The sequence below is a fragment of the Altererythrobacter sp. KTW20L genome, from assembly GCF_023501975.1.
Taxonomy (GTDB): domain Bacteria; phylum Pseudomonadota; class Alphaproteobacteria; order Sphingomonadales; family Sphingomonadaceae; genus Alteraurantiacibacter.
Genome location: NZ_JAMFLH010000002.1, coordinates 21,653 through 46,442, shown reverse-complemented (window position 1 = coordinate 46,442; position 24,790 = coordinate 21,653). Strand labels below are relative to the sequence as shown.

Below are 24,790 nucleotides of genomic sequence, written 5' to 3'. Positions count from 1 at the left end.
CCCTCAGCTCACATAGTGCGCGCTGGTCTTCGCCGCCACATCCTCGGCTGAGACACCCGGTGCCAGTTCGACCAGGCGGAACGGGCTGGCGTGGTCGGGCCGCTGGAATACGCACAGGTCGGTGATGATCATGTCCACCACGTTGCGCCCAGTCAGCGGCAGGGTGCACCGGGGGATGAACTTGGGTTCGCCGTGCTTGCTGGTGTGTTCCATCACCACGATTATCTTCTTCACGCCCGCGACCAGGTCCATCGCGCCGCCCATGCCCTTGACCATCTTGCCGGGGATCATCCAGTTGGCGATGTCGCCGCCCTCGCTCACTTCCATCGCGCCCAGTACGGTGAGGTCGATATGCCCGCCGCGGATCATGGCGAAGCTGGCCGCGCTGTCGAAATAGGCAGAGTGCGGCAGTTCGCTGATGGTCTGCTTGCCGGCATTGATCAGGTCCGCATCGACTTCATCCGCATAGGGGAAAGGGCCGATGCCGAGCATGCCGTTCTCGCTCTGCAACGTCACCTCCACACCCGGCGGAATGTGGTTGGCCACCAGCGTAGGGATGCCGATGCCGAGGTTGACGTAGAAGCCGTCCTGCAATTCGCGCGCGGCGCGCTGCGCCATCTGCTCACGGGTCCAGCCGGCGGTTAGCCCGTCTTGCGTGGTCATCGAAATGGTTGCTCCTTCAATCGAGCGGGGGAGGGGTGAGGAACCAGCCGTTGTCGACATGCCGTTCCAGCTGGGCTGCTGCTGCTGGGTCGAGCAGGAAATCGTACAGCTCGTCGAAATCGGCGCGCTGGTCGCCCGCGATGGCCAGAAGGCAGTGGGTTTCGCCCAGGGCCCGTCGGCGGGCCTGCTTGCTCTCGCCGGCAAACCGCGTGACGATCAGCGGGTCGCGACCGGTGGAATCGAGGCCGCTGGCCACCAGCCTGCGGCGGATTGCGCTGGCCGCATCGGGGCCGTGGCCGGTAATCCAGTACACCGTCACCCCGCGCTGCCGCAGGTCGGCAAGGTAGGATCCCAGTTCGATGCTGTTCGGCGTGGCGCCGCCCTCGACCAGCGGGGCCAGGGCATTGGCGGGGTCAAGGTCGAGCAGCACGGCGGGCGGGCGGTTGGCGCAGGTCACCAGCGCCGGGTCGAGGCTGGGCGGATCGGCCAGCAGCATCGATTCCCGGCCACCGCGCGGCGCGGGCGCGGCGAGGCGGGCGACGGCGAAATTGTGGAACGCGGCAAAGCCGGAAGCCATGGGTGCGGCTGCGCCATCAGGGCGCGGAGCACTCACGCGGGGCGGCGGTTCGGGGGCGAAGTCGAAGGCGGAAGGCAGGCGGGTGGCGAGTTCCACCGGCGGCTCGGCGGGGCCGGAGGCAGGGCCGACCAGGCCACTGGCGGAGGGCGCTGCGGCGACTGTCCGCACAGGTGGCGCGGGCAGGGGTTCGTGCTGGGGAGGCAGGAAGTCCGCATCGACGGCATCGGGCAGGTCCCCGGCGGGTGCAGCATCGGTGCTCGCCGTCAGCGCAGCCATCTCTGGCGCGGTCAGAACCGGGCCGACGAAAGCCTGGTCGGGATAGGCAAGATCCTCGGGCGGGACCTGTTCGGCCAAGGGACGCTCGATCGGAGCGGGGGCAACAGGCCGGGGCGCGGGGGCAGCGACCTGCACCGGTTCAGCGGCCGCGATCACCGGTGCAGCTTCAGGTGCCGCGCTTGCCTGCTGCTCGGCCGCCGCTGCTGCCGCTGCGGCGGCGCGCTCCAAGGCGGGAATGAACGGCCCGTCGATCATGGCCAGCGGGTTGTTGGCACAGGCCTGCAGCGCGCTGGCTGCCAGCAGCGCTGCTACCAGCCGAAGCCCCCGGTGTCCCCCTTCAAGCATCAGGCCTGCTCCTTCTCCGCCTCTCTGGCCCGCGTCGTCACGAACTCGATCTTCTTGTCATAGGGCGCGCCGACGATCATCCGCTGCACATAGACGCCGGGCAGGTGGATGCAGTCGGGGTCGAGCGATCCAGCGGGCACAATTTCCTCCACCTCGACCACGCAGGTCTTGCCGCAGGTGGCGGCGGGCAGGTTGAAATTGCGCGCGGTCTTGCGGAACACGCAGTTGCCGGTCTCATCCGCCTTCCATGCCTTGACGATGGCAAGGTCGGCAAAGATCCCGCGTTCGAGGATATAGTCCTCTCCATCGAACACCTTCACCTCTTTGCCCTCGGCTACCTGGGTGCCGACGCCGGTCTTGGTGTAGAACCCCGGAATACCCGCGCCGCCGGCGCGCATGCGTTCGGCCAGGGTGCCCTGCGGGCAGAACTCCACTTCCAGCTCGCCTGCCAGATACTGCCGCTCGAACTCCTTGTTCTCGCCCACATAGGAGGAGATCATCTTCGCCACCTGCCGCGTGCGCAGCAGCATGCCGATGCCTTCACCATCAACCCCGGCATTGTTGCTGGCAAAGGTCAGGTTCTTCACCCCGGAATCGCGGATTGCGGTGAGCAGCCGTTCGGGAATACCGCAAAGGCCGAACCCGCCGCTGGCGATGGTCATCCCGTCGGACAGCAGGCCATCGAGCGCGCTGACTGCATCGGGATAAAGCTTCTTCATAAGCGGCCGGTCTTTCGCTGGGATATTGTTCATGCGGGAATAGGCGGTCGACCGGGGTTTGTCACCCCGCTCCCGATATGTTGCGCTGCACCATTTCCAGGGTTCGCGCCGCCCAATCCGGGGGCGGATGTAACTATTCTGACCCCCGGTTGGAACATAATACCTTAAAACACGGGCATTTACATTGGATTGCAAAAATATCAACTGACGTTGCATATTTCGCACTTGCGAGAAGAATGCGATTTGCGCATAAAGATCGGGCCTTTCAGGCATCCTCTCCCAAAACTTTCCAAGGCCCGGTTGGCAACAACCGGGCCTCTCTTTTTGCCCCGCCGCTGGCCGGCGACCGCAATGGCGGTTTGCATTCAGTCCTGCCGCTTCCTAGCTTCTGCTGACAAGTTAGCAGGACAGGACAGCTTTGGATGGCAGATGCAGGTGCGGGCGAGCTGGAAGCAGGCACGGTCAGGTTGCAGGTGGCCGCCGCCCGCCAGGAAGAATCGGGCCGTGGCGTGGCCCGCCTGCCGCGTTCCGCCTTCCAGGCGCTGGGCATTACCGAAGGCGATCCGGTAGAGATCACCGGCAAGCGCGCCTCTGCCGCTATTGCCCTGCCTGCCTATCCCGAGGACGAGGCGCTCGAAGTCGTCCGGCTGGATGGCTTGCAGCGCGGCAATGCGGGCACATCCTCCGGTGAACACGTGATCGTGCGCCGGGCCAGCCCCAAGCCGGCCACCCGCGTGGTCTTCGCCCCGGCGCGCCCCGAAATGCGCCTGCAGGGCCCGACCGAGGCACTGAAGCGCGTGTTTTTCAAGCATCCCTTGAGCGCGGGCGACCTTGTCGCCACCCACGGCCAGCAGCCGGTGCAGAACATGCCGCCCGAAGTACGCCGCCTGTTCAACGCGCCTGCCTATGCCCTCACCGAAATCCGCCTGCAGGTGGTGTCCACCGTGCCCAAGGGGATCGTCCAGATCGACGAGGACACCGTGGTGGAATTGCGCGCCGAGTTCGAGGAACCGCAGGGCGGACGCGGCACGGTCAACTATGACGATGTCGGCGGGATGGAGGACACCATCCGCCAGTTGCGCGAAATGGTCGAACTGCCGCTGCGCTACCCTGAACTGTTCACCCGTCTGGGGGTCGATCCGCCCAAGGGCGTGCTGCTGCACGGCCCGCCCGGCACCGGCAAGACCCGGCTGGCCCAGGCCGTGGCGAACGAAAGCGACGCCGAATTCTTCACCATCAACGGCCCGGAAATCATGGGCTCGGCCTATGGCGAGAGCGAGAAGCGGCTGCGCGAAGTGTTCGAGCAGGCCGAGCGCGCCGCGCCGGCCATCGTGTTCATCGACGAGATCGATTCCATCGCGCCCAAGCGGCAGAACGTTTCGGGCGAGGCGGAAAAGCGGCTGGTGGCACAATTGCTTACCCTGATGGACGGGCTGTCCAAATCCAACATCGTGGTCATCGCCGCCACCAATCGCCCGGACGCGATTGACGAGGCGCTGCGCCGCCCCGGCCGGTTCGATCGCGAGATCGTGGTCGGCGTGCCCGACGAAAGCGGGCGGCGCGAGATCCTCGCCATCCACACCCGTGGAATGCCGCTGGGGACCGGGGTGGACCTCGCTGAAATGGCCCGCAGCACCCATGGCTTCGTCGGCGCCGATCTTGCCGCCCTGGCGCGGGAAGCCGCTATCGAGGCCGTGCGCCGGATCATGCCACGCATCGATTTTGACGCGCGCGAGATTCCGGCTGACGTGCTCGAAGACCTCTGCGTGGAAAAGGACGATTTCCGCGAGGCGCTGAAGCGCGTCCAGCCATCGGCCATGCGCGAAGTCATGGTCCAGGCCCCCAAGGTCGGCTGGTCGGACATCGGCGGCGTGGGCGAGGCGGAAGAACGGCTGCGTGAAGGGGTGGAACTGCCCTTGAAGAACCCCGCTGCCTTCGAGCGGCTGGGCATCCGTCCGGCCAAGGGCTTCCTGCTCTATGGCCCGCCCGGCACCGGCAAGACCCTGCTGGCCAAGGCCGTGGCCAAGGAATCGGAAGCCAATTTCATCTCGATGAAAAGCTCCGACCTCCTCAGCAAATGGTACGGCGAAAGCGAGCAGCAGATTGCCCGCATGTTCGCCCGCGCCCGAGCCGTGGCCCCTTGCGTGATCTTCATCGACGAGATCGATTCGCTGGTTCCGGCGCGTGGGTCTGGCGGCGGGGAGCCGCAAGTGACCGCCCGCGTGGTCAACACGATCCTGGCCGAAATGGACGGGATGGAGGAGTTGAACTCCATCGTAGTGATCGCGGCGACCAACCGCCCGGCGCTGATCGATCCGGCCTTGCTGCGTCCCGGCCGGTTCGATGAACTGATCTATGTCGGCCCGCCGGACCAGGGCGGGCGCGAGCATATCCTCAAGATCCATACCAAGGCCATGCCGCTGGCAGACGACGTGGACCTGGCAAAGATCGCAGCGGACACGGTGCGCTATACCGGCGCGGACCTGGAGGATGTGGTCCGCCGAGCGGGCCTCAACGCCATCCGCCGCAGCAAGGAAGCGCCAGACAACGTGACCGCCGCCGATTTCACCGAGGCCCTGGCCGACAGCCGCGCCACGGTGACCGAGCAGATGGAAGCCGAATATGCCAAGATGAAGGGCGAACTGAAGCGCAAAGCGCTGGAAGTGAAGCCCATCGGCTTCCTGTGGGAAGGCATGGTGGAATCGACCCGCGATTCCAAGCACTGAGAGGCAAACTCGTTGGCTGATCCCGTTCGTGTCGAGCCCATCGACTTCGCTCAGGATAAACTTCGGAGCTGAAGGCTCCGAAGTCGAGACACCGCGCCCGGCCTCTCGACTTCGCTCGAGGCGAACGGAGGTTTGCTACTGGGCTTGAAGCGGTGGCATCATCTTCACCCCGCCGGTTCGATCGGCGGGGCGGCATCCATCTCGAGCCCCGCTGCATCGGGCGCATCCACCCGCTGGCGGGCGATGGCGCGCGGCTGGTTGACGCGGATCCATTCGAGCATGCCTTCGCGCACCGCGCAGCGCAGGTCGAAGGCATTGGCCGAATTGGCCGCGCTCATCAGCAGGCGCACCTCGATCGAGCTGGGGCCGGTTTCGGTCACCTGCATGGCCTTGGCGCGCCCGTCCCACAGCGGATGGTTCTCCACCATGTCCTCGAAAGCAGCCCGCAGGGGGGCAATCTCGGCCAGCGGATCGAGGTGCAGGAACACCGTGCCGAGCAGTTCGGCGCCGTGGCGGGTCCAGTTCTGGAATGTCTGTTCGAGGAAGAAATTGGACGGCACGATCAGCCGCCGCTCGTCCCAGATCTTCACCACGACATAGGTCGTGCGGATATCCTCGATGCGACCCCACTGGCCATCGACGATAACCACGTCGTCGATGCGGATCGGTTCGGTCAGCGCCATCTGCAGGCCCGATATGAGGGACTTGAGCGCCGGTTGCGCCGCCGCGCCAACTGCCAGGCCGGCAAGGCCCGCCGAAGCCATCAAGGTCACGCCCACATCGCGCACGCCGGGGATCGACAGCAGCATCAGGCCGACGGTCACGAAGATGATGAGGAAGGCGCCGATGCGGCTGAAAATCGCCAGCCGGGTGCGCTTGCGTCGTGCCTCGAGGTTGTTGGACACGGTGATATCGGCCTTGAGGACGGCCGCCTCGACCAGCGCCTTCATGATCGACAGCGCCATCCAGCCGACCAGCGCAGGCATCACGAAGCCCGCGACCTTGTGCCAGGCATCGTCCACCAGCGCAGTCTCGCGCGCGGCCAGCACTATGCCCAGCGCCACCAGCGCCCAGCGGGCGGGGCGGCGGATATGGGCGACGACGATGCCGTCCGAACTGGTCTCGCTCTCGCCGGTGATCCGGTCGAGGATTCTGAAGGCAATGCGGTGGACCAGCAGCGCCGCGAACACGCCCAAGCCGACCAGCAGCAGGGCAAAGGCCACATCGGGGAACCACGCGGGCAGGCGGTCGATCAGGTTTTGCATTGGCTCTGGCATCAGTGCGCGTCGTCCCAGCTTGTTCCGTGGCCGATCTCTACCCCCAGCGGCACGTCCAGCTTTACCGCAGGCAAGGCGGCGTCGGCCATGACCCGCTGGATGACCGGGCTGGCGGCAGCAACATCGCCCGCCGGGCATTCGAACACCAGTTCATCGTGCACCTGCAGCAGCATGCGCACCTGCGGCAGGCCGGCATCGGCGAGGGCAGGCAACATCCGGGCCATGGCACGCTTGATGATGTCGGCGCTGGTGCCCTGGATCGGCGCATTGATCGCGGCGCGTTCGCTACCCTGCCGTTCGGCCTGGTTGGCGCTCTTGATGCGCGGGAACCAGGTCTTGCGGCCGAACAGCGTCTGCGAATAGCCCTGCTCGCGCACCTGCTCCAGCGTGCTGACGATATAGCGCTGGATGCCGGGAAAGCGCTGGAAATAGCGGTCGATCATGGCCTGGGCCTCGTCCGCCTCGACCCCCAGCCGCCCGGCCAGCCCCCAGCGCGAGATGCCGTAGAGGATGGCGAAGTTGATGGTCTTGGCCGCCGCACGCGTATCGCGGGTGACATCGCCATACATTTCGCGCGCGGTGCGGGCGTGGATGTCCTCGCCGGCGGCAAAGGCTTCTTTCAATGTATCGACATCGGCCATGTGGGCCGCCAGCCTGAGTTCGATCTGCGAATAGTCGGCCGCCAGCAGCACGCATCCTTCCTCGGCCACGAAGGCCTTGCGGATTTCGCGCCCGATTTCGGTGCGGATGGGGATGTTCTGCAGGTTGGGATCGGTGGAGGACAGCCGCCCGGTCTGCGCCCCGCAGAGGGAATAGGAGGTGTGGACGCGGCCCGTGGCGGGGTTGATCGCCGCCTGCAGCGCATCGGTATAGGTGCTCTTCAGCTTCGACAGCTGGCGGTATTCCAGCACCTTGTCGGCGATAGGGGCACCCTGCGCAGCGAGCCCTTCGAGGATCGTCTGGTCGGTCGAATACTGCCCGCTCTTGCCCTTGCGCCCGCCCTTGTAGCCAAGCTTGTCGAACAGCACGTCGCCCAGCTGCTTGGGGCTGCCGATGGTGAAAGGTTCGCCCGCGATTTCGTGGATTTCGCCCTCTACCCCGGCAATGCGCGTGGCGAACTGTTCGGACAGGCGGGCCAGTGCCGCGCGATCAACTTTGATGCCTTCGCGCTCCATGCGGGCAACCACCGGGATCAGCGGGCGGTCGACCCGCTCGTAAACCCGCGTCGACCCTTCCAGTGCGAGGCGCGGTTTGAGCAGCTTGTACAGTCGCCAGGTCACCTCGGCATCCTCCGCCGCATAGGGCGTGGCCTTTTCCAGCGGCACTTCGGCGAAGGAGATCTGTTTCTGGCCCGTACCGCACAGGTCCTTGAAGGCGATGCAGGTGTGGCCGAGGTGGCGCTGCGCCAGCTCGTCCATGCCATGGCCGCCGCCAATGCCATCTTCCGAGCGCCCTGCATCGAGATCGAAGCTGAGCAGCATCGTATCGTCTATCGGCGCCACCGCGATCCCGTGGCGGGCGAGCACGTTCAAGTCATACTTGATGTTCTGCCCGACCTTCAGCACCGCATCGCTTTCCAGCAAGGGCTTGAGCGCGGCAATCGCCTGGTCCAGCGGCACCTGTTCCGGCTTTTCGGCGAACATGTCGGTCCCGCCGTGGCCCAGCGGAATATAGCAGGCATCGTTCGGCCCCAGTGCCATGCTGATGCCCACCAGCCGGGCGGACATGGCATCGAGCGCGCTGGTTTCCGTATCGACCGCAACCACACGCGCGGCAAAGGCCCGCGCGATCCAGTGTTCCAGCCGCTCCATCGTCTGCACGCATTCATAGGCGGAAAGGTCGATGGCCGGCCATTCGGGCATCGGTTGGCGGTTGCCCGCGGGCGAGACCGGCGCACCTGCCAAATCCTGCCTGGCCGGATTGAGGTCGGTCGTTCGCGACGGGCTGCCCGCGCCAGCATCGAGCCGCTTCAACAGGCTGGTGAAACCGTGGCGGGAAAGGAACGCAGCCAGCGGTTCGGGCGGCACGCCGTCCAGCTTGAATTCGTCCAATGGCTGGGGAAGGGGCGCGTCTTCCTTCAGCTGCACGAGGATACGGCTCATCTCTGCATCGGCGCGGTGCTCGATCAGCCGTTCGCGCAGCTTCGATGGCTTCATGGCTTGCGCGGCATCGAGAGCGGCTGTCAGGCTCCCGTGGTCCTGAATCAGCTTGGTGGCGGTCTTGGGGCCGATGCCGAAGATGCCGGGCACATTGTCCACCGAATCGCCCATCAGCGCCAGCACGTCGCCCACCAGCTCCGGCCCCACGCCGAACTTCTCGACCACTTCGGGAATGTCGATCCGCTGGTTTTTCATCGTGTCGAGCATGTCGATGCAGCCGCCTTCGACTCCGTCATCCGGCTCGGCACATTTGCCGACCAGCTGCATCAGGTCCTTGTCGCTGGACACAATTGTCACGTCCCAGCCCTTGCGGGTGGCGGCGCGGGCATAGGAGGCGATCAGGTCGTCCGCTTCCAGCCCCTCTTCCTCGATGCAGGGCAGCGAAAAGGCGCGGGTGGCATCGCGGATCAGCGGGAACTGCGGCACCAGGTCTTCGGGCGGGGGTGGGCGGTTGGCCTTGTACTGGTCGTAGATATCATTGCGGAACGAATGGCTCGCCTTGTCGAGGATGACCGCCAGGTGCGTTGGCCCTTCGGCCTTGTCGAGATCGGTCGCCAGCTTCCACAGCATGGTCGTATAGCCATAGACCGCGCCTACCGGCGTGCCTTCCGGATTGGTCAGCGGCGGGAGGCGGTGATAGGCGCGAAAGATGTAGGATGATCCATCGACCAGGTAGAGATGCTGCTTTTCGCTCATATGGGGCGTGCTAGCAGTGTTGCGCAGCGCGGTCATCGGCGATGTGCGGGCAGAATTGGGGCAGTTGTGCCCGGGACTGTGCTTCAGCTCGCCGCATTCTCGCCATATTTCGCTTGCGCGGCTTCAATTGTGGCAGTAATTAGGCGGCAAGCAGGCCCTGAAGGCCAGCTTTGGCCCGCGGCACATCGCCAAGGTCCATCACTTTGATGTGTAAGGAATTGTTTCATGCGCAAGATCATTCTCGCCGCTGCCGCTGCTGGCGCCGCTCTGACCCTGGTTGCCTGCTCGGAAGGCACCGAAGAATCCGCTGACGCCGCCGCCGAAGGCGCGATGGCCGATGCCGAAGCCAATGCCGATGCCGCCATGGACACCGCCGTTGATGGCGTTGACGCCGCTGTGGCCGATGCCGAAGCTTCGGTTGACGGTGCGATCGAAGACCTCGAAGCCGCTGCCGACGAAGTCGAAGCTGCTGCCGAATAAGCTTCGCGCTTTTCGCAACAAGAAAGGGCGTGGCCATCCGGCCGCGCCCTTTTCTTTTGCCTGCACTTCACGTGGCGACGGATCGCCAGGTTCAGCAGCAAATCAGGATCCGGCGACGGGATACTCCGCGCTGGCATAGACCCGGCCATCGTTCGCCCGCGCAGTATAGCCATCGTAGATTGCCCGGGCGATCGACGCGATGCGCGCTTCGCGGTTGGCGCGGGTGCCCTGGCCGGTGACATAGATCGCCACGGCGATTGACCTCCCATCAGGCGCAGTGATGATGCCGATATCGCTGGAGGTATTGTTAAGCGACCCGGTCTTGTGCGCCACGGTCACGTCGCCCGGCATCAGCCCGCGAATGCGGCGGGCACCGGTACGGGTCCGCTCCATCGTCGAGATCATCAGCGAACGGCTGGCGGGCGACAGCCAGCGGCCCTGGTAGATTCCGGCGAGGAGTTCGACCATGGCGCGCGGGGTGGAGCTGTCGCGCAGGTCCACGTGCACCGCCGGATCGAACTCGCCATCGTCGCGCACCAGGGTGGCAATGTCGCGGGTGAGGTTGAAATTGCTGATCCCGGCGCGCCGGGCCCAGTCATTGACCGCCGAGACCCCGCCGACAGCGGCCAGCATGGCATCGGTCGCCGGGTTGGAGCTGCGGGTAATCATGATGTCGATCAGTTCCGCCGCGGTCATGTATTCGCCTTCACGCACCGGGGCAGCGGGCGAGGAAAAGCGTGCGGAGCGGAGCGGCATCAACAGCGGATATTCGCTGGTCAGGCTGGCGCGGCCCTGGTCCACCATTTCGAGGTAGGTGGCGGCAATGGCGATCTTGCTGGTGCTGGCCATGGGAAAGGCCTGGTCGCCCAGGATCGAGACCGACTCCCCGGTGGACAGGTCGATCGCGGCTACGCCGATGCGGCCTTGGCGGCCGTCGGCCACCTGCGCCACCAGTTGTTCAAGCGGGGTGGAATAGGTCGGGTTGTAATTGACCGGCGCGCGGACTTCGGTGCCGAAATAACTGTCGAACGCGGTTTCGAGTCCCAGATCGTCGTTCGCCATGACAGGCGTGGCAGGGACCAGCGCGAGGGCTGCGACTGCGGCAATGAGCCTTGTGACGATTCGGGTTTTCATGACCCCCCTGCTATCTGGATTATGCTTGTGGAAAACTTAACAAGACGCCGTCCGCTGGCAATTGCTTGCGCGATGAACGGACTCGTCAGGGCGCTCACCTGAGGAAATTTACCTAGGAATCGGCCATTTCCCGCACCTATCCGCCTGCAACGACATCTGCCGGTTTGCGCAGGCGCCACATGAACTGGTCGGTTTGCCCGCGAATCGCTTCGTCGAACACGTTGGCGGTGCGCGGGTCTGAGGGACGGGCGTAGAGCTCGCTTTCCTCCTCCAGCACGAAGCCGGCGGCGGTCAGCGCGGCAAGCGCCAGTTCCTCGTCCATCCGGTGCAGGGTGTCCGCCGCCCCGGCCCCGCTGCCCGGCGCGGCGCGGTGATCGACCACCAACAGCGAACCGCCCGGTTTGAGCGCGGCATAAAGCGCGGCGATGGCGCTGTCGGCCGTGCCTTCCGGCATCGCGCCCAGATAGAGATCGTGCAGGTTCATCACCGTGATGATCGTGTCGAGCGGTTCGGGAAAGGGCGGGGCGGTGATCGATCCGTTGAGCGGGAAGACCCGCACCGGATTGCCGTCATTGTCGGCATAGGGGGCCACGGCATCGGCCTGTTCGGTGCCATATTCGGCGCGGAAGGCGATGAATTCGTCGGGCTGGACCGCATAGACCCTGCCGCTGGATCCCACTGCCATGGCGAGCAGCCGCGTCACATAGCCGCCGCCCATGATGTAATCGCCCACCACGTCGCCCTCGTCGATCTGGGCGAAGGCGAGGAGGTCGCCGGGCAGGCGGGTGGCATCGGCCGCGCGGTCTGCTTCGGGACGGGCGATGTCGTTTATCGCGGCGCTGTAGGCGCTGGCGGAATAGGTGGCTTGCGGTTCGGCGGCAGGCGTTTCGGCCTGGTTGCATCCGGCCAGTGCAGTGGCGGCCAGCAGTGCGGCAAGGAACAGGCGCATGGTCGATTCTCCCCCTCATTTTTTGCTTCTTGCCGCACTTATCCCTTTTGCCGGGCTTGACCGCAAGGGTGGTTGGCCGGATTGGTCGCAGCTGTAACCAGATGGAATCACAACTGACATGACGCCGAACCGCGCCTTTTCCACCCGGCCATTGGCCTCCATTTCACTCGCGGCCATGCTGCTTGCGGGATCGGCCCTGGCTCCGAACGCGGCCCTGGCCCAGCCGGTCTCCATCGTGCAGCCGGGAGCGCCCGGGCAGCCTGCCCGCGTGCTGACCGAGGAAGAAGCGATTGCGCTCGCCCGCAACAGCTATTCGCCGGCGGATGTGGCCTTCATGCAAGGCATGATCGTGCACCACCAGCAAGCGGTGGAGATGGCCGCGCTGGTGGCAGACCGCACCAACGACCCCGTGATCGTGGCGGTGGCCGGGCGCATCACCGCCTCGCAGGCCGACGAGATCAGCATGATGCAGCAGTGGCTCACCGAACGCGGCGAGCCGACCGAGATGCCCGCGATGGGCCACGCGCATCATACCGGCATGGAGGGCATGGCCTCGCCCGAACAGCTGGAGCGGCTGCGCGGTGCACGGGGCACCAATTTCGACCGCCTGTTCCTCGAACTGATGGTCGCGCACCACCAGGGCGCGATCACCATGGTCGATGACCTGCTCGAACTGGGCGGCACGGCAGCCGATCCCGTACTTTATGACTTCACCACCGAAATCACCAACGACCAGACCGCCGAGATCGAGCGGATGAATGCCGCGCTCGCCAGCCTGTCGGACGATCCGCGCGCCACGCTTATGGCCGGCTTCCTTGATGCCGGCGAGGCGATCAGCAACATGCGCCACGTGGCTTTCCTGCAAAAGCCCGCCGGGTTCTTCGATCCGGCCAATCCTTCGGGGATGCTGCCCAAGCTGCCGCCCGAAGAGGCGGAGGAGGGGGTGGCCGATGCCCATTCCGGTCACGCAGATCACGCCGGGCATATGGCCGCCGCCGATCCGGCAGAGCCGGTTGAACCCGCAGAGCCGCGCTTTGCCGAACGGTCGGGCCTGCTCGATTTTGCCAATACCGACCTGGCCTTCGCCGGCGACGTGCTGGTGGCGGGCAACTATCACGGTTTCAACGCCTATCGGCTGGGTGACGATGGCATGCCGCAGCTCATCGCCTCGGTGGTCTGTCCGGGCGGGCAGGGCGATGTGTCAATCGTCGGCAACCTGCTGCTGATGAGCGTGGAGGAAACCCGCGGCCGGGTCGATTGCGGGCGCGAAGGTGTGACACAGCGGGTGAGCGAGGAGCGGTTCCGCGGCCTGCGCATCTTCGACATTTCCGACATCACCCGCCCGGTCCAGGTCGGCCAGGTGCAGACCTGTCGTGGTTCGCACACCCATTCGGTGGTCGCCCAGACGGACACTAGCCTGGTGGTTTACAACTCGGGGACCAGCCGCATACGCGAGGGCGAGGAGCTGGCCGGATGTGTGGGCGAAAACCCCGGCGATGACCGCACTGCCCTGTTCCGGATCGACGTGATCGAGATCCCGCTGGCCGATCCTGCCGCCGCGCGCATCACCTCGAGCCCGGCGGTCTTTGCCGATCCGGCTACCGGGCGGCTGGCCGGTCTGTGGCAAGGCGGCGATCACGGTGACGGCACGCAGGCCGCCGATGCGACTGACCACTGCCACGACATCACCGTGTTCCCCACCCTGCAGATCGCGGCCGGCGCCTGTTCGGGCAATGGCATCCTGTTCGATATTGCCGATCCGTTCAATCCGGTGCGGATCGACGAAGTGATCGATACCGGTTTTGCCTACTGGCACTCGGCCACGTTCAGCAACGATGGCACCAAGGTGCTGTTCACCGACGAATGGGGCGGCGGCGGGCGGCCGCGTTGCCAGGCCACCGATCCGCGCCACTGGGGCGCCAATGCGATCTACGAGATTGTCGATGGCAAGCTGGAATTCCGCAGCCATTACAAGCTCCCCGCACCGCAGGGGGACAAGGAAAACTGCGTGGCCCACAACGGCTCGATCATTCCGGTTCCGGGCCGCGATATCTTTGTCCAGGCGTGGTATCAGGGCGGGATTTCGGTGATGGATTTCACCGATGCCGCCAACCCGTTCGAGATCGCCTATTTCGACCGCGGCCCGATCGATGACGAGCAGCTGGTGTTCGGGGGGTACTGGTCGGCCTATTGGTACCAGGGCCGCATCTACGCAACCGAGAGCACCCGCGGGCTCGACGTATTTGCGCTGGAACCGAGCGAGTTCCTGACGGCAGATGAAATTGCTGCTGCCGAAGCGGCGGACCAGGGCGGCAGCTTCAACCCGCAGACCCAGTTCCCCGTCACCTGGCCAAATGCTGGGCCAAATGCCGGGCAAGCAGAGGTGGTCACCCGCATCGGGGCAGCCCGACCCGCCAGCTGACAAGGCGCTATTTGGGCATTTACGCGATCGCAATATGCCGCGGCCTATGCCTGCGGGCATGACGCGGCCTCTCTTCAAAGCGCTTGGGGCGCTGCTGCTTGCCATGCTCGCAAGCCTGTGGGCCGTGCCCGCTGCCGCCACCCAGATGCTGCTGCCCCACGCCTGTCTGCTGGTGACGGAACATCCGCTTTCCTATGACGATGCACGCGAGGCAACGGGCTGGAACTGCAACCCGACTGCCGAGGACACTGCATTCGACCATGTCTGGCTGAGGGTCGAAGGCGACCGGATCGCGCCGGGCGAGGACCTGTTGCTGCGCACCGATTCGCTCGGCTTCGGGCAACTGACCACAGTCACCGAACTGGCCGACGGGCGCCAGCGGATGCTCGGCTATGGCGGCGAAGGCCTTGGCCAGTACTGGACGCTTGGCACGCGGATTGCCGTGCCACTGCTCTATGCGGGCGAACGGGCAGACCGGGTATGGGTGCGGATCGATAAGCCGCTCGATCGCAATACGGCCACCCTCGCCAGCATCGTCACCGTGGCCGACGACGATGTCCAGAAGCTTTACGGCATGGCGGCCTTCGCGCTGTTTGTCGGCATGTTGCTGGTGGTGGTGATCTATTCGCTGTCGCTGTCGATCACGCTGCGCAGCGGCTTTGCCCTGTGGCACGGGCTGCTGGTCTCGCTGTTCCTTGGCTATACGGTCTGTGCCAGTTCATTGGTGTTCATGGTCCTGCCCGACCTGACGCTGTGGCAGCGCTCCGCAGGGTCCTACTTGCTGCTGGCGCTGTCGATGTCGCTGGTGACGCCGTTCTTCCTGACTTTCCTTGAACCCTTCGCCCTGCCGCGCTGGGCCAGGCGGACAATGATAGGGGCAAGCCTGCTGATTGCCGCGGGCGGGATCGGCTTTGTCCTGCTGGCCCACCAGCTCCCCTTCCTGGCGCGGCCGCTGTATCATGCGAGCTTCATTCCGGCGCTGCTGAGCTTCGCCATTTTCTGTCCGCTGGCATGGTATCGCGGCAGCAAGACGATCGGCATGGTGGCGCTGGCCTGGTCGATGCCGGTTCTGGTCGGGATCGACCGGACCGCGCGCGGCCTCAACCTCTATGTCCTGCCGACCGAATGGGACTTTGCCTTCTATGCCTCGATGGCCTGGCAAGCGGTGGTCATGGCCGCCGCGATCACCTGGCGGATCGGCCAGATCAGGAGCGAGCGCGACCTGGCGCGGGCGCAGGAACAGGCTCTGGGAGAACTGGCCCTGACCGATGGCCTCACCGGCGTGCCCAACCGTCGCGCCTTCGACACTCGCGAATGGCGCGAGGGCGATTACCTGGCGATCATCGATGCCGATCATTTCAAGCGCATCAACGATCGCCTCGGACACCAGGCGGGCGACGAGGTGCTGCGCGCGATCGGCGGCCACCTGGCGCGCGTCGTCGCCGAGCCTGGCCCGTTCCTTGCTGCCTTCCGGCTGGGAGGCGAGGAATTCGCCGTGCTGGTCAAGGCCCAATCGAGTGACGAGGCAGCGCTGGCGGTCAACCGGCTGCGGCATGAATTGGGCGCAACAGTGCAGTCCGCCGTTGCCGTCATGGCGGAACCCCTGTCGCTCAGCGGCGGGCTGGCGCGGATCGGGGCCGATGGCGTGGTGGCGGCCTATCGCGCCGCCGATCGCGCGCTCTACAAGGCCAAGAATTCGGGCCGTGACCTGTTGTGCTATGAAACCGGCGAGGCGCAGGGTTCGGCCATGATCTTCCCGCGCAGGCAGGCGGCAGCCTAGCACCAGCGACAAAGCAAAAAGGCCGGAGGATTGCTCCCCCGGCCCCTTCAGGTGTTCGATGATGGGGGTAAGGCTTAGAAGCCCATGCCGCCCATACCGCCCATGCCGCCCATATCGGGCATGCCGCCGCCCGGAGCAGCCTTGTCTTCGGGCGCATCGGCAATGGCAGCCTCAGTGGTGATCAGCAGGCCGGCAACCGAAGCTGCGTCCTGCAGTGCAGTGCGCACCACCTTGGTCGGGTCGATCACGCCGGCAGCCACGAGGTTTTCGTAGGTGTCGGTTGCGGCGTTGAAGCCCTGGGTCTCGTCACCTTCACGCAGAAGGTTGCCCGAAACCACGGCGCCATCGTGGCCCGCGTTCTGCGCGATCTGCTTGACCGGAGCGGTAATCGCCTTGCGGACGATATCGATGCCCTTGGTCTGGTCGTCGTTCGCGCCCTTCATGCCTTCCAGTGCCTTGGTGGCATAGAGGAGAGCGGTACCGCCGCCGGGGACGATGCCTTCTTCAACCGCAGCGCGGGTCGCGTGGAGCGCATCATCGACGCGGTCCTTGCGTTCCTTCACTTCGACTTCCGAAGCGCCGCCGACCTTGATCACGGCAACACCGCCGGCGAGCTTGGCCAGGCGTTCCTGCAGCTTCTCGCGGTCATAGTCGCTGGTGGTCGATTCGACCTGGGCGCGGATCTGTTCGACCCGGGCCTTGATGTCATCGGCCGCACCGGCACCATCGACGATGGTGGTGTTGTCCTTGTCGATGGTGACGCGCTTGGCTTCGCCCAGCATGCCCAGGGTCACCGATTCCAGCTTGATGCCGAGGTCTTCGGAAATCATCTCGCCCGAAGTCAGGATCGAGATGTCCTGCAGCATCGCCTTGCGGCGATCGCCGAAGCCCGGAGCCTTGACGGCAGCGATCTTCAGGCCGCCACGCAGCTTGTTGACCACCAGGGTGGCGAGGGCCTCGCCTTCAATATCCTCGGCGATGATCAGCAGCGGACGGCCCGACTGCACCACGGCTTCGAGGATCGGCAGCATCGCCTGGAGCGACGACAGCTTCTTCTCGTGGATCAGGATGTAGGGGTTATCCAGCTCGACGATCATCTTTTCGGGGTTCGTCACGAAGTAGGGCGACAGGTAGCCGCGGTCGAACTGCATGCCTTCGACGACATCGAGTTCGAATTCGAGGCCCTTGGCCTCTTCCACGGTGATCACGCCTTCCTTGCCGACCTTTTCCATGGCTTCGGCGATCTTCTCGCCGACTTCACGGTCGCCATTGGCCGAGATGATCCCGACCTGGGCGATTTCCTGGGTGCCGGAAACGGGCTTCGAACGGGCGACCAGATCGGCAACCACGGCGGTCACGGCCAGATCGATGCCGCGCTTCAGGTCCATCGGGTTCATGCCGGCGGCGACCGAAGTCATGCCTTCGCGCACGATGGCCTGGGCCAGCACGGTGGCGGTGGTGGTGCCATCGCCGGCAATGTCGTTGGTCTTCGAAGCGACTTCGCGCAGCATCTGCGCGCCCATGTTCTCGAACTTGTCCTTCAGTTCGATTTCCTTGGCGACGGTGACGCCGTCCTTGGTGATGCGGGGCGCACCGAAGCTCTTGTCGATCACCACGTTGCGGCCCTTGGGGCCCAGGGTAACCTTCACCGCATTGGCGAGCGTATCGACGCCCTTCAGGATGCGTTCGCGTGCGTCACGCGAAAATTTCACGTCCTTGGCAGCCATTGTTCAGTTCCTTTTGCGAATTTTCTTAGGGGGAAATGCGTTCAGGGGGTGCGAGCGTTCAGCCCAGCACGCCCATGATGTCGCTTTCCTTCATGATGATCAGGTCTTCGCCATCGATCTTCACTTCGGTGCCGGACCACTTGCCGAACAGCACGCGATCACCGACCTTGACGTCGGGCGTGACGCGCGCGCCGCTGTCGTCACGGGCGCCTTCACCCACGGCGATGACTTCACCTTCGGAAGGCTTTTCCTTGGCGCTGTCGGGAATGATGATGCCGCCGGCGGTCTTTTCCTCGGCTTCGATGCGACGGACCACAACGCGGTCGTGCAGCGGACGGAATGTCATGATGATGACCTCTTCCAGTTATAACGGTTGATGGGCTTGGCACTCCCCTCACGAGAGTGCCAACGAGGCGGCATATGGTCCGGGGGTTGCCAAGCGTCAAGGATTCGCGCTGGGAAAAATTTTTTTGCCGGGATGAGCTGGTAGGTCTTTCGGATGGCCTGTCCGTTCAGTCCGCTGTTGGGCGGGTCAGTGGAACTGCGCCATTTCCGATTTGAGGGTGGAAAGCTGTCATTGACCCCGAACTTGCGCGCAGGTTAGCATCACTCATGCGAAGCGGGACCGTAGCTGTCGTCGGATTGTTGCTTTTGGCCGGATGTTCCGATGCTTGTAGCAATACGCCCGTCACTATGCTCGAAGCCCCCGACGGCCTTCACACGGCGATCCTGTTTCAACGTGATTGCGGCGCGACCAGTGGCTTCTCAACCCAAGCATCGGTGTTGACGGCGGGCGAGGAGCTTTCCGGTGGTGGTAACGCTTTCGTTGCTGACACCGATCACGGTGCTGCAACTGCAGGCGACTGGGGCGGCCCGTGGGCTGAAATCGTCTGGATCGCGAGCGATCATCTATTGGTGCGCTACGCTGCAAACTCCCGCATCTTCGAACAGGACGAGCGAGTTTTAGGCGTTAGGATCAGCTACAGGCGAGTTGATCGCTAAGGTCCGCTATGGGGTCGCTTGCTGACAGACGGCTTCTGCCCGCAAAAACGGGATAGCGGTCACTCAATCCCGCACGACAACCCTTGCCACCAGCCCCAGCCCCTCGCGCCGGTGCCAGCGGCGCAGCAGGAGGACCGAGGCGAAGACCAGCCCCGCGGCCAGCCCCATCCACACGCCAAGGCCCTCCAGCCGGGTCGCCAAGCCAAGCCCGGCGGCCAGACCGAAGCCCGGCACCCAGTAGGAGAAGATCGCGATCCACATCGGTACGCGGGTGTCCTGCAGGCCGCGCAGGGCTCCGGCGGCGACCACCTGCAGCCCGTCGAACAGCTGGAATGCGGCGCAGACCGTGAGGTAGGTGAGGGCAAGGCCGATCACCGTGGCGTTTTCCGGCGCCCAGGGGTCGAGGTACGGCCACAGCAGCCATTCGGGCACCAGCACCATCGCGCTGGCGGTCAGCACCATGAAGACCGTTCCCAGGACAATGGCGGTCCAGCCCGCGCGGTGGACGCCTAGGGCCTCGCGCGCGCCGAAGAAATAGCCGACGCGGATCGTGCCCGCCTGGGCCACGCCCATCGGCACCATGAAGGCGATCGCCGCCACCTGGATTGCCAGGGTGTGCGCCGCCAGCTCCTCCGGCCCGATCAGGCCCATCAGGAATGCCGCCGCGCCGAACACGCCGGCCTCTGCCATCACGGTCAGGCCAATCGGTGTGCCGATGCGCAGCAGCGACATGAGGCGCTGCCAGTCGGGCCGCCACACGCGGCCGAACACGTGATAGCGGTTCAATCGCTTGTCGAGTCGGATCACCAGGGCATAGGCGCCCAGGCTGAACAGGGTGGAGATGATCGTGGCAATCGCCGCGCCCGGCAGGCCGAGGGCCGGCGCGCCGAGGTTACCGAAGATGAAGGCGTAGTTCGCCAGCGCATTCACCAGCACGCCGGCCCCGGTGATTGCTGTCGCAAAGACCGGGCGGCCCAGCGTCGCCACGAAGTGCCGCAGCACGATGGCCATGACCATCGGCGGCAGGCTGAACAGCAGCACGTCCATGTAGCTGGCGGCGAGCGCAGTAATCTCCGGATCCTGCCCCAGCGCCAGCATGATGGGGGCAGCCTGGGTGCAGATCGCCATGCCGATCAGCCCTGCGCCCAGCGCCATCCACAGCGCCATGCGCACCGTGCGGCGAATGGGTCGCAGGGCCGGGGCCCGCGCGCCAAGCTCTGCCGCCACCATGGGGGATACCGCGCTCGCCAGCCCGGCCATGGCCGAAATCAGCACGCCGAATATCGCCACGGCCAGCGCCGATGCAGCTAGTTCCGCCGTGCCCAGCCGCGCGATGAAGATCACGTCCACCGCATAGGTCATCATCTGCAGCAGGTTGGCGAGCGCCAGCGGCCCCGCCAGCCGCAGGGTCTCGGAGCTTTCAGCTTTCCAGCCGAGCGGTTGGGGATGGGCTACGGGTTGCATGGTGGTTGGATGGTGGTCGAATGGCGTATTGCGGATGTGGTCAAAACAGCCGGCCCGGTTAGCCGCGCGGGGCGGCACGGGGAAGGGCGGATTGGTTGCAGATGAAATTTGCCGCGCCACTATGGCAAGGCGGTTACAGGCACTTCCCCTTCGCCGCACTTGAAGCTAGGAGCCAAGCGAGATTCACGCCTGAGGGAAACCCAGTTCCATGCGCCATACCGTCCGTTTCGCCGCCGTTTCGGCCTTCGTCCTTGCCCTTGCCGCCTGCGGTCCGGCGGAAGAGCCTGAACTGGACGAGGCCGATTTGGCCGCCGACGATGTAGTGGTCGATACGGCAGAGACCGTCGATCCCTTGGCCGAAGCGGGCGAGGAAACCCCGGCAGCCGAAGAAACCCCGGCGGATGGAGCCAGCCCGACGCCGACCCCCACCGCCACGGCCAGTGCGGCGCCTGCGGCAGCGCCTGTCGCCACGCCTGTCGCCATGGCCCCGCCGGCCGCTTTCAACCAGTGCCGCGTGTGCCACGCCGTCGCGCCGGGCCAGAACGGCATCGGCCCCTCGCTCGCGGGCATCCACGGCAACCGCGCAGGACAGGTCGCAGGCTTCACCTATACCGACGGCATGAAGAATTCCGGCCTCACCTGGAACGATGCCAACCTCAACCGCTACCTGACCGATCCGCAGGGCACCGTGCCCGGCACGACCATGGCCATCGGCCCGCTCGACGCCACCCAGCGCGCCGCGATCATCGCCTACATGAAGACGCTGTAGGGCTGGAAACCTGCGTGGAACGGCTTCAGGGCCGTTCAAAATACCGCAGATTAGCGGAGCTCAGGCTTGTGCGGCAGTCTGGCTTTCCCACGATTCCAGGCCTACGTTTCCGCTGACGACATCGGCAATGCCTACTGCGAAAAGGGTCTCGCCAAGGGTGGACTCTCCGAACGCCAGGCGCATCGGTAACCAGATGGGAGCGGTGAGTATCTTGCGCAGGGTAGACGCATAGGATGCACCCGTCTCGACCAGATCGCACCGCAAACCGCATTCTGCCATCATCATCGGTAAATGGCGGGCCGATATCGGCGTGATGTGGCGGATGCTCTTGTAGTTCTTGGCGCCAAACGCCCAGATTTCGCCTGTCAGCGCGAACTTTATCCGCCCCTCGAAGAAGGCGATATTCGGTGTCGAAATAATCAGCACGCCGCCAGGCCGCAACATGCTGCGGCAGCGGCGCATGAACGCGCGGGGATCGTCTAGGTGCTCAATCACCTCGCTGGCGATGATGCAATCGAAGTCACGCTCGGCGATGACACTGGGGAAATCACCATTGAAGTCGCAGGCCCACACCTTCTCGACCTTTTCGGTCAGATGGTTGGACAAATCCGCTGCCAGAAGGTTCTCGTAGCCATGGGCGCGCAGGCGGGAAATGAGCGCGCCGGTATAGGCCCCCATGTCCAGGATCTTGCTGTCCTTCGCTTCGACCTTTGCCGAGACGATTTCGGCCAGTATGGCGTGGGTGCCAGGGGCGGCGGCGATGCGATGGGATCCGAATGTTTCATCGGGAGCGCGCAACATTTGCATAGATCAAGGCCCCACATGGCTAACCCGAGCAGGTATCCTCAGCCAGAGAGAACACCTAGATCCATTTATCGCAGCGATGCTGCGATGCAGCAAGAGCAAATCGGGCAAGCCAGAACGGTGGCCCAAAGTCGGAGCCTCGAGAAAGGGCGGCACCTTGCGGTACCGCCCTCCCATCCGCAGGCGCTTCAAGACACCCGCGAAACTGGTTTGTTGAAGCTTACTTGACTTCGACCGTGCCGCCAGCGGCTTCGATCTTGGCCTTGATCTCTTCGGCTTCGGCCTTGTTGACGCCTTCCTTGATGGCCTTGGGAGCCGATTCAACGAGGGTCTTGGCTTCGGTCAGGCCCAGCGCGGTGATGGCGCGGACTTCCTTGATGACCTGGATCTTCTTGCCGCCGTCACCGGTCAGGATGACGTCGAATTCGGTCTGCTCTTCAGCAGCCGGGCCAGCAGCGGCGGCCGGGCCGGCAACGGCAACGGCAGCAGCGGCCGAAACGCCCCATGCTTCTTCCAGGGCCTTGGCGAGGTCGGCGGCTTCGAGGACGGTCAGCTTCGACAGTTCTTCAACGAGCTTGGCAATGTCAGCCATGATAATTCACTCCATTCACAAGATTAGGGCACCCGGTGAAACCGGGCATGATCGGTAGAAAAGTCTTATGCAGCTTCCTTGGTGGCATAGGCCCCAAAGACGCGGGCGAGCTTGCCAGCCGGTGCCACGACAACCTGGGCGATCTTGGTCGCCGGTGCCTGGACGAGGCCGATAAGCTTGGCGCGCAGTTCGTCGAGCGAAGGCATCGAGGCGAGTGCCTTGATCCCGTCGGCATCGAGTACCTGCGAACCCATCGCGCCGCCGACCACTTCGAGCTTGTCGTTGGTCTTGGCGAATTCAACAATGATCTTTGCCGCGGCTACCGGATCGACCGAAGTCCCCAGGGCAACCGGACCGACGAGCAGGTCGTCGATCGCAGCATAGTCAGTGTCGGCGATGGCCAGCTTGGCAAGACTGTTCTTGGAAACCTTGAACGACGCACCTGCTTCCAGCATCTTCACACGCAGGGCCGTGGTCTGTTCCACGGTCATGCCCAGGTTGCGGGTGACGACCACCACGCCAACCTGGTTGAAGGTTGCGTTCAGAGCTGCGACCGCATCGGCTTTCTGCGAACGATCCATGCTTACTCCTTCACATTATCCGCCCCGGCGAACCGGCGCGGACGGCTACGTTTGTCCATGCCGGATGAGGGCACGGGCGAGTCCGTTGTTGGGGAAGGAGCTGCGCCCGATTGATTGGAGCGCGGTTGGCACGGACAAAAGCCGGTGCCGAAAAATCTCTGTCCCCGCCTAGGCTGCAGATTAAGGGGGAAACCCCCGGCAGCTGTCTCGGACGGATGACCGCAGGCAGGCTTGTTCACCGGCCCGTGGTCAGGGCGGCCATCTAGCCGATGCGTGGCAGGAGTCAACTGCGGGAACACATCACGCCGCCATTCGCTGGACCAGCACATATCGCAATCACAAAGGAATTACCTCATGGGCAGACCCCTTACCATCGGGCTTGGCACCCTCATCGTCCTGTTGCTGGTGGTCGCCTTCCTGTTCTGACCCGGCCACTATTCAAGCAAAAGGGCGGCATCTCGCACAAGAGATGCCGCCCTTTTGTTTGTTCAAGCGCTCTAGTCGGGCTGATACCCCAGCAGATCGCCCGGCTGGCAGTCCAGTTCGCGGCAGATCGCCTCCAGCGTGGAGAAGCGGATCGCGCGGGCCTTGCCGGTCTTGAGGATCGACAGGTTGGCCAGCGTCAGGTCCACCCGTTCGGCCAGTTCGGTGAGCGTCATGCGGCGTTCGTGGAGCAGGTCGTCGAGCTTGACGACGATGCGGGTAGTGTCTGTCTCCGGTATATCGTCCTTTGGCATTACACCGTTCCTTCCAGCTCTTCTCGCATTTTGGCGCCTTCGCGAAACACACGAGCCAGGATGAACAGCAGGATAGCGATGCCCACTCCGGTGAGCGAGAATTCCACGTCGAGCCGGAATTCGCTCGGCGGGCGATGGGCCTCGCCCCACTTGCCCAGGGCGTTGGCGACCCAGCCGACCAGCCAGGCCCCCAGCGAAAGCCAGGCCATGCGGGTCAGCCGCGCGGCATTGGCCATCACGAACGGATCGCCATCAGCTACGGTGTCGATCATGCGGGCCAGCAGCCGGACGAAATCGTACATCAGGCCCAAGGAAACGATCAGCGCGATCATTGCCAGAACGCCTAGCCACAGACCCAGACTGCTGAGATCGGAATCTGGCACGACGGTCACCTCGTCGGGCAGATAGCCCAAGGTGCCGAGCAACATCATGGCGATGGCAATGCCGAGGCCGATCTGGCCGATCACCAGGAGTATCCGCACGATGATGGTGCCGATCTTGGCGATCATCAGCAGGGGATCCTTGGCTGCAGACTGCATTGGCCTGTCCTTATTTCAAGCGTTGCGTTGACGGCCGCCTCAAGCAGCCAGGACCGTGTCGAAGCCCTGGGCCATGGCGGGGGTGTGGGCGGGTACCACGGTGGCCTGGTGGAAGGCGGTGGCGGTGATGAGAATGGCGGCGGCGAGGGCCAGCGCGTGGTCTGCAATACGGGTCATTGGTCGGTCTCCTAAAAAGTGTCTTATCGGTTCACGATGCGTCCGATATCGAAAATCAATAAGGCGAGTCGTGCATATTGTCAAACGATAATATCGAAAAACAATATGGCCCTTATCGTTTGTCGAAAGTGGCAGGATTCTGCGGGTTTGGGAGGTGTCGGGCGTCCTTGCGTGTTTGACTCAAGGTGCCTGCGC

The 24,790-nt window shown here is 64.5% G+C and carries 22 protein-coding genes; 6 read left to right on the top strand and 16 right to left on the bottom strand.

Annotated elements, in window-relative coordinates; all coding sequences use genetic code 11:
- Window positions 1-3: 3 nt before the first annotated feature.
- From M3P36_RS01720 to M3P36_RS01710, 3 genes are read right to left on the bottom strand one after another with little or no spacing between them, the layout of a single operon-like run.
- Window positions 4-663 (bottom strand): CoA transferase subunit B, encoded by a 660-nt coding sequence (locus M3P36_RS01720; protein ID WP_249699310.1) that lies wholly within the window; start codon window positions 661-663, stop codon window positions 4-6.
- Window positions 664-679: 16 nt separating this feature from the next.
- Window positions 680-1,861, bottom strand: coding sequence for a hypothetical protein (locus M3P36_RS01715; RefSeq protein WP_249699306.1), 1,182 nt, complete (start codon window positions 1,859-1,861; stop codon window positions 680-682).
- Entirely contained in the window at window positions 1,861-2,580 is a 720-nt protein-coding gene (locus tag M3P36_RS01710) for a CoA transferase subunit A (protein ID WP_249699302.1), read from the bottom strand. The genes M3P36_RS01715 and M3P36_RS01710 overlap by 1 nt, the downstream gene beginning before the upstream one ends.
- Before the next feature lie 422 nt (window positions 2,581-3,002).
- Here M3P36_RS01710 and M3P36_RS01705 point away from each other — a divergent pair, with 422 nt between their 5' ends.
- Complete coding sequence (locus M3P36_RS01705) at window positions 3,003-5,306, top strand: CDC48 family AAA ATPase (RefSeq protein WP_249699292.1); 2,304 nt, start codon at window positions 3,003-3,005, stop codon at window positions 5,304-5,306.
- 164 nt (window positions 5,307-5,470) lie between these two features.
- Here the strand turns inward: M3P36_RS01705 and M3P36_RS01700 are convergent, their stop codons facing one another.
- Both M3P36_RS01700 and polA read right to left on the bottom strand, forming a co-directional pair.
- A complete protein-coding gene (locus M3P36_RS01700; RefSeq protein ID WP_249699279.1) occupies window positions 5,471-6,571 on the bottom strand; it encodes a mechanosensitive ion channel family protein in 1,101 nt (366 codons plus the stop codon).
- Between the two features lie 11 nt (window positions 6,572-6,582).
- Window positions 6,583-9,438, bottom strand: a complete 2,856-nt coding sequence (gene polA / locus M3P36_RS01695) for a DNA polymerase I (protein ID WP_249699276.1) — start codon at window positions 9,436-9,438, stop codon at window positions 6,583-6,585.
- A gap of 225 nt (window positions 9,439-9,663) precedes the next feature.
- On the opposite strand from polA, the gene M3P36_RS01690 reads away from it, so the two are divergent.
- A complete protein-coding gene (locus M3P36_RS01690; protein WP_249699264.1) occupies window positions 9,664-9,918 on the top strand; it encodes a hypothetical protein in 255 nt (84 codons plus the stop codon).
- A 102-nt stretch (window positions 9,919-10,020) separates the two neighbouring features.
- Here the strand turns inward: M3P36_RS01690 and M3P36_RS01685 are convergent, their stop codons facing one another.
- Together M3P36_RS01685 and M3P36_RS01680 are read right to left on the bottom strand one after the other, a co-directional pair.
- Window positions 10,021-11,052: a serine hydrolase gene (locus M3P36_RS01685; protein WP_249699262.1), complete on the bottom strand. Its 1,032-nt coding sequence runs from the start codon at window positions 11,050-11,052 to the stop codon at window positions 10,021-10,023.
- Between the two features lie 136 nt (window positions 11,053-11,188).
- A complete protein-coding gene (locus M3P36_RS01680) occupies window positions 11,189-12,001 on the bottom strand; it encodes a class I SAM-dependent methyltransferase (protein WP_249699252.1) in 813 nt (270 codons plus the stop codon).
- Between the two features lie 118 nt (window positions 12,002-12,119).
- Here M3P36_RS01680 and M3P36_RS01675 point away from each other — a divergent pair, with 118 nt between their 5' ends.
- Window positions 12,120-14,423, top strand: a complete 2,304-nt coding sequence (locus tag M3P36_RS01675; protein ID WP_249699250.1) for a DUF305 domain-containing protein — start codon at window positions 12,120-12,122, stop codon at window positions 14,421-14,423.
- A gap of 58 nt (window positions 14,424-14,481) precedes the next feature.
- Window positions 14,482-16,203 (top strand): GGDEF domain-containing protein, encoded by a 1,722-nt coding sequence (locus tag M3P36_RS01670; protein ID WP_249699239.1) that lies wholly within the window; start codon window positions 14,482-14,484, stop codon window positions 16,201-16,203.
- Window positions 16,204-16,277: 74 nt separating this feature from the next.
- On the opposite strand, the gene groL is transcribed toward M3P36_RS01670, so the two are convergent.
- Entirely contained in the window at window positions 16,278-17,930 is a 1,653-nt protein-coding gene (groL, locus tag M3P36_RS01665; RefSeq protein WP_249699237.1) for a chaperonin GroEL, read from the bottom strand.
- A gap of 58 nt (window positions 17,931-17,988) precedes the next feature.
- A complete protein-coding gene (gene groES / locus M3P36_RS01660; RefSeq protein WP_249699225.1) occupies window positions 17,989-18,276 on the bottom strand; it encodes a co-chaperone GroES in 288 nt (95 codons plus the stop codon).
- A 347-nt stretch (window positions 18,277-18,623) separates the two neighbouring features.
- Here groES and M3P36_RS01655 point away from each other — a divergent pair, with 347 nt between their 5' ends.
- Window positions 18,624-18,932 (top strand): hypothetical protein, encoded by a 309-nt coding sequence (locus tag M3P36_RS01655; protein ID WP_249699214.1) that lies wholly within the window; start codon window positions 18,624-18,626, stop codon window positions 18,930-18,932.
- A 63-nt stretch (window positions 18,933-18,995) separates the two neighbouring features.
- Here M3P36_RS01655 and M3P36_RS01650 read toward each other — a convergent pair whose 3' ends face one another.
- Entirely contained in the window at window positions 18,996-20,396 is a 1,401-nt protein-coding gene (locus tag M3P36_RS01650) for an MATE family efflux transporter (protein WP_249699211.1), read from the bottom strand.
- A gap of 208 nt (window positions 20,397-20,604) precedes the next feature.
- Between M3P36_RS01650 and M3P36_RS01645 the strand changes: the two genes are divergently transcribed.
- Window positions 20,605-21,165 carry a c-type cytochrome gene (locus M3P36_RS01645; protein WP_249699201.1) on the top strand — a complete coding sequence of 187 codons (561 nt, stop codon included), beginning with the start codon at window positions 20,605-20,607 and terminating at the stop codon, window positions 21,163-21,165.
- A 60-nt stretch (window positions 21,166-21,225) separates the two neighbouring features.
- Here M3P36_RS01645 and M3P36_RS01640 read toward each other — a convergent pair whose 3' ends face one another.
- The 6 genes from M3P36_RS01640 to M3P36_RS01615 form a co-directional block, all read right to left on the bottom strand.
- The gene (locus M3P36_RS01640) at window positions 21,226-21,972 is read right to left on the bottom strand and encodes a class I SAM-dependent methyltransferase (protein WP_249699200.1); all 747 of its coding nucleotides are present in this window, start codon (window positions 21,970-21,972) and stop codon (window positions 21,226-21,228) included.
- Window positions 21,973-22,189: 217 nt separating this feature from the next.
- Window positions 22,190-22,561, bottom strand: a complete 372-nt coding sequence (rplL, locus tag M3P36_RS01635) for a 50S ribosomal protein L7/L12 (RefSeq protein ID WP_249699197.1) — start codon at window positions 22,559-22,561, stop codon at window positions 22,190-22,192.
- A 65-nt stretch (window positions 22,562-22,626) separates the two neighbouring features.
- Window positions 22,627-23,142 (bottom strand): 50S ribosomal protein L10, encoded by a 516-nt coding sequence (rplJ, locus tag M3P36_RS01630; RefSeq protein ID WP_249699185.1) that lies wholly within the window; start codon window positions 23,140-23,142, stop codon window positions 22,627-22,629.
- Between the two features lie 497 nt (window positions 23,143-23,639).
- Window positions 23,640-23,879, bottom strand: coding sequence for a helix-turn-helix domain-containing protein (locus M3P36_RS01625; protein WP_249699174.1), 240 nt, complete (start codon window positions 23,877-23,879; stop codon window positions 23,640-23,642).
- A complete protein-coding gene (locus M3P36_RS01620; RefSeq protein WP_249699161.1) occupies window positions 23,879-24,418 on the bottom strand; it encodes a DUF2975 domain-containing protein in 540 nt (179 codons plus the stop codon). The genes M3P36_RS01625 and M3P36_RS01620 overlap by 1 nt, the downstream gene beginning before the upstream one ends.
- A gap of 39 nt (window positions 24,419-24,457) precedes the next feature.
- Window positions 24,458-24,595, bottom strand: a complete 138-nt coding sequence (locus M3P36_RS01615) for a hypothetical protein (protein WP_249699157.1) — start codon at window positions 24,593-24,595, stop codon at window positions 24,458-24,460.
- Window positions 24,596-24,790: the final 195 nt, after the last annotated feature.